The organism is Streptomyces sp. NPDC059454 (assembly GCF_042749965.1).
GTDB lineage: Bacteria > Actinomycetota > Actinomycetes > Streptomycetales > Streptomycetaceae > Streptomyces.
Genome location: NZ_JBHYVC010000031.1, coordinates 67,721 through 77,994 on the forward strand (window position 1 = coordinate 67,721; position 10,274 = coordinate 77,994).

Sequence of the window (10,274 nt, forward strand, 5' to 3'; positions counted from 1 at the left end):
TCACAGGATCACGACAGGCGTTCGTGACGATGACCGTCACCCGGACGGACGGTTCGGTACGCCTTCCGCAGGCATTCGAACGTAATTCCCGCGTGTCACACCACGGGCGCGATTAACTCCGGCGGAAAGTGCCGGGGGAAGTACTCCCGGACCCCATTCCTTTTCCGTCGCCGCGCATGACCACGCCGGCCGGTCCGCACAGAAAATACGTGTTTCCGCCACACGATCCGCCACGTCCCCTGTCGGAGACCGGCAGGGGCGAGCATCATGGCGTGGGCCCGGGGTACATGTGGCGCGGGCTCCCGGCGGGGCCCGGCGCGCGAGGAGCGAAGGGGCGAGCGATGGGAACGCAGACCGTTCAGGCGGCGGCGGGACCGGCGCGCCGGCAGCGGCGCGGGCAACTGGTGATCGACTGGCTGACCACCACCGACCACAAGAAGATCGGCCACCTCTACCTGATCACGTCGTTCGTGTTCTTCCTGATCGCCGGTGCGATGGCGCTGCTGATGCGCGCCGAACTGGCCCGGCCCGGGCTGCAGCTCATCGACAACCAGCAGTTCAACCAGATGTTCACCATGCACGGCACGATCATGCTGCTGCTGTTCGCGACCCCCACCTTCGCCGGGTTCGCCAACGAGCTGATGCCGCTGCAGATCGGCGCCCCCGACGTGGCCTTCCCGCGGCTGAACATGTTCTCTTACTGGCTGTTCCTCTTCGGCGGGCTGATCGTGCTCGGTTCGCTGGTGGTCACCGGGGGGCCGGCCGCCTACGGCTGGTTCGCCTATGCGCCGCTGAACAGCATGGAGTACTCGCCCGGCCTCGGCCCGGACCTGTGGATCATGGGCCTCGCGCTGTCCGGCTTCGGCACCATCCTCGGCGCGGTCAACTTCATCACCACCATCATCGGGATGCGCGCCCCCGGGATGACGATGTTCCGGATGCCGCTGTTCACCTGGAACACGCTGTTCACATCGATCCTGATCCTGCTGGCGTTCCCGGTGCTCGCGGCGGCGCTGCTGGTGCTGGAGGCGGACCGGCGGTTCGGCTCACAGGTCTTCGAGGCCGCCCACGGCGGAGCGATCCTGTGGCAGCACCTGTTCTGGTTCTTCGGCCACCCCGAGGTCTACATCATCGCGCTGCCGTTCTTCGGCATCGTCACGGAGATCATCCCGGTCTTCAGCCGCAAGCCGCTGTTCGGCTATCTGACGCTGGTGGGCGCCACCATGGCCATCACAGGTCTGTCGGTGGTGGTGTGGGCGCACCACATGTTCGCCACCGGCGCGGTGCTGCTGCCGTTCTTCTCCTTCATGAGCTTCCTGATCGCGGTGCCGACGGGCGTGAAGTTCTTCAACTGGACCGGCACCATGATCAAGGGTTCGCTGTCCTTCGAGACGCCCATGCTGTGGGCGACCGGGTTCCTGGTGTCGTTCCTGTTCGGCGGGCTGACCGGGGTGCTGCTGGCGTCGCCGCCGCTGGACTTCCATGTGACGGACTCGTACTTCGTCGTCGCGCACTTCCACTACGTGGTCTTCGGCACCGTCGTCTTCGCGACGTTCGCCGGGTTCTACTTCTGGTGGCCCAAGTTCACCGGGAAGATGCTCGACGAACGGCTCGGCAAGATCCAGTTCTGGACGCTGTTCGTCGGCTTCCACGCCACGTTCCTGGTGCAGCACTGGCTGGGCGCCGAGGGCATGCCGCGCCGCTACGCCGACTATCTCGCGGCGGACGGCTTCACCGCGCTCAACACCGTCTCCACCATCGGCGCCTTCCTGCTCGGCATGTCCACGCTGCCGTTCCTCTACAACGTCTGGAAGACGGCCAGGTACGGCGAGAAGGTCGAGGTCGACGATCCCTGGGGCTTCGGACGCTCCCTGGAGTGGGCGACCTCGTGTCCGCCGCCCCGGCACAACTTCACGACGCTGCCCCGGGTCCGTTCGGAGTCGCCGGCGTTCGACATGAACCATCCGGAGTACGCGGCCGTGACGTCCCAGCCCGAGCCGAGGAGTGAGCAAGCCGGTCGCGAGCCGCTCTGACCTCGTCGGCCGTCGCGGACAGCCACTGTCCTGAAGGGGCGGGCGTCAGGGCTCGTAGGCCAGCTGCGGCACCGTGAAGCAGGTGCGGTTCATGTCGCCCTGCGACACCCAGCCCTCACCGTCCCGCCAGCGGGCCACGGAGAGACAGGACCTGCCGGACGTCGGCGGATCGGGGGACGGTGCGAACGAGACGGGCAGCAGCAGTCCGCCCGCGGTGTGGTCCCGGGCGCGGTTCACCTGGGCGTCGACGCACGCGCGCGTGATGCCCGTACGGGCGCAGGACCTTGCCGCGTCGGTGAACCAACGGGCGGCGGCCCAGCCCTCCAGCTGCCACTGGGAGTGCGTCTCCAGGCCCTCGGTGGCGTCCCGGAACTCGCGTACGGCCGGATGGCCGGTGTCCTCGAAGTTGCGGCTGGAGCCGGTGGCCCACAGGGCGTTGCGGCAGTGCGGTGCGTCCTTGTGGTCCTCGGCGACGGTGGACGTCCAGTTCTGCACGTTGGTGACCTTGGCGGTGACCCGGACGCCGGCCTCGTCCATGGCCTGGCACAGACGGGCGTTGCCGTGGCCGTCGATGGCGTCGAAGACCAGGTCGGCGCCCTGCTGTTTCAGGTCGGCGGCCACCGCGCGGAAGTTGGGCAGCGCGAAGTCGACCTGCTCGGCGACCACCTTGTAGCCCTCGGCCTTCAGGCCGCGTTCGACGAGCCGGGCGTAGGCGGCGGACGCGGACTGGTTGTAGGAGACGACGGCCGCGGTACGGGCGCCGTGCTCGCGCTTGAAGTAGCGGTACACCTCGGTGCCGCCGTACAGCGTGCCGTCCCAGCCGGGCGTGCCGTTCCTGGGCGCCTCGCTGCCGTAGATGCCGTAGAGGTGCGGGTAGGTGTCGTAGGCGGCGCCGATGGGCTGGCCGCCGATGTCGGGCACGCCCGCGCGGGAGACGCGGGGGGCGCCCGCGTAGTCCAGGGCCGTGGTGGCGACCAGGGCGACGACCTTCTCCTCGTCGATCAGCTCGTGCACGCACTCGTTGTTGCCGACACCGCTGCCGCCGTCGTCGCACAGCCGCACCTCGACGCGCCGGCCGTCGATGCCGCCGCGCGTGTTGAGCCGGTCGAACCAGGCCTTCGCGCCGTCGCGCGGGCCGGTGAAGGCGCTGCCGCCGACCGGGCTGGTGGCGCTGGTGACGATGCCGACGCGGATCGGCTCACCGGCGCCCCGGGCGGTCGCGGGCGGGCGGTCGTCGTGCTCGAAGTCGCTCTCCGGCAGGCGGCTGCCGCAGGCCGCGGTCAGGGCGAGGACCACCGCCGCGGCGAGTGCCTCAGCAGCCCGGGATGTCCGGTGGCGAGCCATCGCCGCTCAGCCGCACCAGCGCGCACAGGGACTTGACGGACACCTTCCAGGTGCCGTCGTCCTCGACGGCGACGCCGGAGGCGTCCGGGAGGGCGGTGGCGCCTCTGAGGGTGACCGTGAACTTCACGTCCGCCTCGGTCGGCGAGGTGAACGTGACGTCGGTGACCTTCGCCTGGACCTGTCCGACGCGGTTGTCACCGCTGAACGCCTCGAGCACGGGGCCCAGCAGTTCGCCGTTCTGCAGGAGCTTCTTCTTCTCCTCCACCGGGGTTTCGGGGTCGAAGAACTTCTCCCAGTTCTGCCGGATCTCCTGCTCGGCGGCCTCCCGGTCCGCAGGCCCGCTGGCCGGTGCGCTCGTCGTGCCGTTCGCGGTCGGGGCCGGGCTGTCGCCGCCGCCGCTGCCGTCGCCGCACGCCGCGAGGCCCGGCGCCAGGACCAGGAACAGCGCCGCGGTCAGCGCTGTGCCCCGTCCCGCCGTCCGTGGGCCGTGCCCCGTCCTTGTGTTCCCCCGCCCGATGCCACTGCCGAGAACCATCTGGCTCACCAATCGGGTGTCGGTCCGGACCCTGTGCGTCCGGTGCTTTCAGGGTCGGCCTCCAAGGGGCATAGTGCAAACCATGCGGACAGCCCGACAGCGGATCGCGCACCCCCTCCTCCGGGCGGGCTGGGCCGCGCTCGCCGCCGGCGCGGTGCTGTGCGTCATCGGCTGGTACGGCGTTTCGGGTGAACGCCACGCCGAACGGCAGCTGCCCTATCTGGCCTCCTGCAGCATCCCCGGAGCCGCGCTGATCGTCGCCGGGGCGGTGCTGCTCGCCCACGGCCGGAACTCGATCGCCGCCACGCGCGTGGAGGAGCTGTACGGCCTGCTGGTCGCCGACGGACCGGCCGGCGCCGACGAGCCGGGGCGGCCGGCCGACGCGCCGCTCGCGGTCAGCGGGGCGCTGCTGATGGTGCCGGGCGGGACGCTGTGGCACCGCGCGGACTGCCCGCTGGTCGCGGGGAAGGCGGAGGCGGTTCCGGTGGACGGGAAGCTGGTCGCGGGCGGTGAGCTGGGGCCCTGCCCGATCTGCGAACCCGCCGAAGAGACCGGCTGAAGCCTCGCCGATGTCCTCGCTGACGTACGACCTCACACTGGCCGGACTGTCGGTGGGCGCCGCGGCGGCGCTCACCGGGATCGGCCTGATCGTGACGTACCGGGCGACCGGGGTGCTGAACTTCGCGCACGGCGCGATCGCGATGGTGTGCGCCTACGCGCTGCGCGGCCTGGTGGTCGACCGGGGCTGGCCGCTGTGGTGGGCCGCCGCGCTGACGCTGCTGGTGGTGGCGCCGGGTATCGGGGTGGTGCTGGAGCGGTTCGTGTTCCGGCCGCTGTCCGTGCGGGGCGGCGATCCGGCGCGGACTCTGGTGGCGTCCATCGGGGTGTTCGTCCTGCTGGTGGGCGGGGCGGCGCTGGTGTGGGGGCAGGGGGCGCGGGACGACGCGCCCGTGCTGGTGCCGGCGGAGCCGTGGGGGCAGCTCGCGGTGGTGGTCGTGCTGGCCGCCGGTGTCGGGGTGGTGATCCGCCGGACGCGGTTCGGGCGGGAGCTGCGGGCCGTCGTGGACGACCGCCGGCTGGCCGTGCTCGCCGGTGTGGACGCGGACCGGGTGGCGGCGGTGGGCTGGGCGTTCGGCTCGTTCACGGCCGGTCTGACCGGCGTGCTGCTGGCGCCGTACGTGCGGCTCGACCCGTACGGGCTGCCGTTGCTCGTGATGGAGGTGGTGGCGGTCGCGGTCGCCGCGCGGATGCGCGGTCCGACGGTGGCGGTGGTCGTCGCGCTCGGCATCGGGGTGGCGCAGAGTCAGTTGACGCGGCTGCACCCGTCCGGGTGGGGCGAGCCGTTGCTGCAGGCGGTCGGCGCCAACCTCTTCGTCGTGGCGCTGCTGGTCGCCACCCTGGTGCTGCCCGGAGTCGGCACGCGCGACGCGCTCCCGCGCCCCGCCGCCGCGCGGGTGTCCGCTCCCCCGGGCGCCTGGATCGTGGCCGGGGTGCTGTTCCTGCTGCCGCTGGGCTTCGCCGGACTCGATCTGCACACGGCGGTGCAGGTGCCGGCGCTCGGGGTGGTACTGCTGTCGCTGGTGGTCGTCACCGGCCGGGGCGGGCAGATCTCGCTCGGGCAGGCGGCGTACGCGGGTCTGGGCGCCCTCTTCACGGCGCTGCTGGCGGCCGGCCGCTTCCCCGGCCTGCCCCGGCTGCCGGAGCTGGCAGCGCTCGCGGTGGCGGTCGTCCTGGTGGCTCCGCTGGGTGTGCTGACCGGCTGGCCGGCGATCGGCCGCAGAGGTCTGGCACTGGCGCTGGCGACGTTCGCGGTGGGCGTCGGGGTGAGCCGTTTCGTCTTCGACCAGCCGTACGCCACGTCCGGACTGTCCCTGGGCCGCCCGGCGGGCTTCGAGGGCGACCGGGCGTACTACCTCCTGGAACTGGCCCTCCTGGCGTGCGCGCTTCTCGCGGCCCGCGCCCTGCGCCGGGGCCGCACGGGCCGCGCCCTGGCGGCGATGCGGGACCACGAGGCGGGGGCGCGGGCGGCGGGCGTGCGCGTGCCCTCGCTGAAACTCCTCGCGTTCGTCTCCGGTGCCGCGCTGGCCGCGCTCGGCGGGAGCATGCTCGGCATGGGGCTGCGCGCCTTCGACCCGGCCGCGTACGACCCCGTACGGGGCCTGCTGTGGTTCGCCGCGGTGGTGGTCCTGGGCGCCGACAGCACCCTGGGCGCCCTTCTCGCCGCGGCCCTCCTGGTCGGCCTGGACGCGGGCGCGCGCGGGGGTGTGGCAGCGGCGGTGATCGGCGTCCTGGCGGTCCTGTCCGGCCGCTTCCCGGACGGCCCCCACCAGGCCCTGCGCGACGCGGCGGACCGGCTCCGCGTCCGGTCCCGCCCGACACCGACCCCCTTGGCCGCACGCCTCCGCGCCCGCCTGCACCCTCCAGGACAGCCACCGGGGCCGCCCCGGGTCCCGGCGGGTGCGACGGCGAAGAGCGCCGGGCCGCGACCGGGCACCCGGGCCGGCGAACACGGCGCCGGCTCCCGGACCGGGATGCCGGAACGGGCCGCCGCACCGGGCACCCGGACCGGCAAGCCGGGCACGGAGTCCCCCGGCCGTCCCGAAGCCGCCGGCGGACCACGGCCGTCGGCGGGCCGGCCCGACGACGGACCGGCCCGACGGCAAGACGGCGGGGACCGGGAAACCACCGAGGACACACGCGCCGCCGGACAGCCACCAGGGCTCCCGCGCGAGGGAGAACCGGCGGCCGGGGGACCGCCGGACGACGGGCCGCCCGACCGTGGGGCACGGGACCGGCCCACCGGCCCCGCGGCGCCGGGGGGATCGTCCACCGGGCGGGTCCGGGAGCCGCCCGGCCAAGAGGCGTCGCCCGCCCCGGCGCGCCGCCCGGCAAAACCGTACGCGCCGCACCGGCCCTCGGCGCCGGGCGCCCCCGCCCCGGTGCGTGCGAGCGGGAGCGGGGCCCCGGCGGGGCGTCGGCACACGAAGCTCTCCGCACCGGTCCCCGGCCCTCCCGTGCTCGCCGCCCGCGGTCTGCGTGTCCGTTACGGCGGGTTCGGCGCGCTGGACGGGGTGGATCTGGACGTCCCGGCCGGGCGGGTGACCGCCGTCGTCGGGCCCAACGGGGCCGGGAAGAGCACGCTGTTCCACTGTCTGGCGGGGACCCTGCGCCCCGCGCGGGGGTCGGTTTCGCTCGGCGGGCGGGACATCACGCGGCTGCCCGCGCACGCCCGCACCCGGCTCGGGATCGCGCGGACGTTCCAGCAGCTGGCGGTCTTCCCTACGCTGACCGTCGCCGAGAACGTGCGCGTCGGTGCCGAGCAGGGCCGGCTGCGCGATCCGGGCGCGGTGGAGCGGACGCTGCGGCTCTTCGGGCTCGACGGGCCGATGAGGGCGCGGCCCGCCGCCGGGCTGCCCACCGGGACGCTGCGCCGGGTGGAACTCGCGCGGGCCCTCGCCGCCGCCCCGCGCGTGCTGCTGCTCGACGAACCCGCCGCCGGTCTCGACACCGCCGAGGTCGCCGCGCTGGCCCGGGTCCTGAAGGCGCTGGCCGCCGACGGCACGGCCCTCCTGGTCGTCGAGCACGATCTCGACCTGGTCGCCGGCCTCGCCGACGTCGTGCACGTGATGACGGCGGGCCGGATCGTCGCCTCCGGACCGCCCGGGAACGTCCTGGACGCCCTCGGGGAGGCGGCCGGCCCGTGACCGCCATCGCCCTGCGTCACGCGCGCGTGCGTCACGGCCCCCTGGAGGCCCTGCACGGCGTCACCCTCACCGCACCCGGCCCCGGTCTCACCGTGCTGCTGGGCCGCAACGGCTCCGGTCGCACGACCGCCCTGCGCGCGCTGGCCGGTGACGTGCCGCTGTCCGGCGGGGCGGTGGTGTGGGACGGGCGGGACGTGACCGGCGTACCGGCCTACGAGCGGGCCCGGCGCGGGCTGTGCCTGGTGCCGGAGCGGCGGGCGGTGTTCGGTTCCCTCACCGTGCGGGAGAACCTCGCCCTCACCGACCCCGACCCCGCCCGCGCCCTCGACGCCTACCCGCGGCTGCGGCCGCTGCTGGAGCGCCGGGCCGGCACGCTCTCCGGAGGCGAGCAGCGGATGCTGGCCCTGTGCCGGGCGTTGTCGCCGCGCGTGCGCGTGGTGCTCGTCGACGAGCCCGCCCAGGGCATGTCGCCGGCGGTCGCGGCCCGTACGTACGCGCTGCTGGCCGCGCTCGACGCGTGCGTGGTCGTCGCCGAGCAGCGGCTGCCGCCCGCCCTGCACGGCCGTCCCGCCTTCGTGTACGTACTGCGCCGGGGCGCGGTGGTGTTCGCCGGGGAGGCCGGCGAACTCGGCCGGTCCGCCTCCGCGCGGCGGCTGTAGGGCCCCGTCCGGCCGGCCGGACGGGGCCCCGTGTCCGGGCGAGGGGGCGCGAGCAGTGCCGCGCCGGCCAGGACGGCCGTCGTACGGGTCCCGCGGATGTGGTCGCGGGTGTTATCGGCACATTCGGACATGCAGGTCCTTCCCGAAGGGCTCGGGGTCCCCGGGGCGGAGCGCCGTCCACCGCGTCATGGGACGCGTGGGCCGCGCTCGCCCCGTCCGCCTCCGGGTCGTGCGGTGGTGCTGTTCGTGGTGCGGTCGGCGGACGTACCCGAGCGGTGCTCGCTGCACACGGCGGAGGGATCCAAGAAGTCCCCGGCACCGGGATCAACCGACGCCCCGCCGTGCCAGGCCAGTTGCCGCTTACCTCGGGTAGCGGCGATTTCCGGCCACCCACTTCATTCCCTGATTTCAGGATTTGTCGACCAGCGGACAGGAAAGCCCGTGAGCCACCTCACCGCCTCAACGGCATTACACCAAAGGGAAGTTGACGATGAGTGTCCGATTTCGCGCCGCGCGTGACCACGTGCGCCGGATGGTTCGATTCCGTTCGCCCTGGAGCGTGACTGCCACCACAGATCGCCCGTTGTCTTCTTCATGAGCCGGGGACCCACCCGGACCACGGGCCGGGAGCCACCCGGCCTCGCCACGCACCGCATCCCGAGGGAGCCACCCGTGCCGCGCATGCTCGACGTCAGCGACGAGGTACGCGCCGAGATCGGCGACGAAGAAGCAGCCCGCCTGCTCGCCGGAGAGTCCGCCCCGGGCAGTTACGACTGCACCTCCTGCCGCACCCCGGGCGACCCGGAGCAGGAGCGCACCAGCACCGTCCTGTTCGTCGGGGACGAGACCGCCGTTCTCGCCTTCGCCCACGCCGGCTGCCTGCCCTCGCAGGTCGTCCAGGTCACCGAGGAACAGCTCCAGGGGGCCGTGCGGGCCATCGGCGGCGACACCGGGGAGCCGGCGTCCGCGGAGGCCGCTCCCGAACAGGCCGTGCTCGGGGTGACCAGCGGACTGGTCCTGATCTCCGGGGAGTTGCACCCGGCACTGGTCGTGGAGCCGACCGCGCCGGTCGCGCGGCCCGGTTCGCCCGGGGCCGGCGACGACTTCCTGCCGCTCCTCATCGAGCAGGGCTTCATGCCCCTGACCGAGCTGTCGGCCCTGCCGCCGGCGCTGCACGGCTGGTCGGTCCTGCTCGCCGCGGGGCAGCTGCACGCCGTGCTCCAGCCGAACCCGGGCGGCGGCCGTCCGGTGGCCTGGTGGCAGGCGCACCAGCCGCTCCAGGTCACCGACGGCTGGCGGTCGGCCGCCAACAAGCACCAGCGGGTGCTGATGTTCGCGGCCCCGGTCGGCTCGATCGGCCGCCAGCCGCGCGAGGACCTGCTGCGTGACGCGCTGGACAAGGCGGCGGCGAACGGGAAGCTCGTCGCCGCGGCGCTGCCCCTCGCCGGCCTCTGACCGCTCCCGCCGGCGCCCGGCCGGAGCACTGCCGACGAATGCCGCAAAAGGGCCGCATCCCTTACGGTACGGGGTCGTTTGGACATACGTGCACGCATACGACGTTCCCCGCCGCCAGTCCCTCGCCTCGGTCCCCGCACCCGTGCGCCCGGCTCAGGACTCACGGAGCGGCCTCTCGGCCACGCCGATCTACGACGCCCTCTACACCGAGTACGTCAAGTCCTTCCGTTCGCTGCCGGGTGACCGCAGCGGCGAGGAGGAACTGGGCTTCACCGCCTTCGGGAACATCCCGCACCGTACGGGCTCGTACGGCGGCCACAGCCCGAGCACGTTCGGCGCCTCCCTCGTGAGCGGCGCGTACGGCACGGGGGCGAGCGGCGGCCGCCAGGGCGCCGGGCCGCAGTGGCAGCGGGTCGGCACGGTCGGCCGGCCCGCCTCCGGGATGCACCACGTGCCGGCCGGACTGCCGCCGGCCCCGCGCAGGGGCGCCTGACCCGGGCACGGTGAAGGGGGGGGCCCGGCGGGGCCCCCGCCACACCCGGGC

Annotated in this window: 8 protein-coding genes; 6 read left to right on the forward strand and 2 right to left on the reverse strand. The window is 73.8% G+C overall.

The features are described 5' to 3' along the window. The first annotated feature begins 341 nt into the window (after window positions 1–341). A complete protein-coding gene (gene ctaD / locus ACFXAE_RS21685; protein ID WP_384717225.1) occupies window positions 342–2,033 on the forward strand; it encodes a cytochrome c oxidase subunit I in 1,692 nt (563 codons plus the stop codon). Between the two features lie 45 nt (window positions 2,034–2,078). Here the strand turns inward: ctaD and ACFXAE_RS21690 are convergent, their stop codons facing one another. Both ACFXAE_RS21690 and ACFXAE_RS21695 read right to left on the reverse strand, forming a co-directional pair. Continuing rightward, window positions 2,079–3,377 (reverse strand): ABC transporter substrate-binding protein, encoded by a 1,299-nt coding sequence (locus tag ACFXAE_RS21690; protein WP_384717228.1) that lies wholly within the window; start codon window positions 3,375–3,377, stop codon window positions 2,079–2,081. Beyond that, window positions 3,346–3,912, reverse strand: a complete 567-nt coding sequence (locus ACFXAE_RS21695; RefSeq protein WP_384717255.1) for a hypothetical protein — start codon at window positions 3,910–3,912, stop codon at window positions 3,346–3,348. Before ACFXAE_RS21695 ends, ACFXAE_RS21690 begins: the two co-directional genes overlap by 32 nt. 82 nt (window positions 3,913–3,994) lie before the next feature. On the opposite strand from ACFXAE_RS21695, the gene ACFXAE_RS21700 reads away from it, so the two are divergent. The 5 genes from ACFXAE_RS21700 (at window position 3,995) to ACFXAE_RS21720 (ending at window position 10,223) form a co-directional block, all read left to right on the forward strand. Further along, entirely contained in the window at window positions 3,995–4,471 is a 477-nt protein-coding gene (locus tag ACFXAE_RS21700) for a hypothetical protein (RefSeq protein WP_384717231.1), read from the forward strand. A gap of 10 nt (window positions 4,472–4,481) precedes the next feature. Beyond that, a complete protein-coding gene (locus ACFXAE_RS21705; RefSeq protein WP_384717234.1) occupies window positions 4,482–7,616 on the forward strand; it encodes an ATP-binding cassette domain-containing protein in 3,135 nt (1,044 codons plus the stop codon). Beyond that, entirely contained in the window at window positions 7,613–8,275 is a 663-nt protein-coding gene (locus ACFXAE_RS21710) for an ABC transporter ATP-binding protein (RefSeq protein WP_384717236.1), read from the forward strand. The genes ACFXAE_RS21705 and ACFXAE_RS21710 overlap by 4 nt, the downstream gene beginning before the upstream one ends. A 672-nt stretch (window positions 8,276–8,947) precedes the next feature. Continuing rightward, window positions 8,948–9,730, forward strand: a complete 783-nt coding sequence (locus ACFXAE_RS21715) for a hypothetical protein (protein ID WP_384717239.1) — start codon at window positions 8,948–8,950, stop codon at window positions 9,728–9,730. Window positions 9,731–9,818: 88 nt separating this feature from the next. Then, window positions 9,819–10,223, forward strand: a complete 405-nt coding sequence (locus ACFXAE_RS21720; RefSeq protein WP_384717242.1) for a hypothetical protein — start codon at window positions 9,819–9,821, stop codon at window positions 10,221–10,223. The last annotated feature ends 51 nt before the right edge of the window (window positions 10,224–10,274 follow it).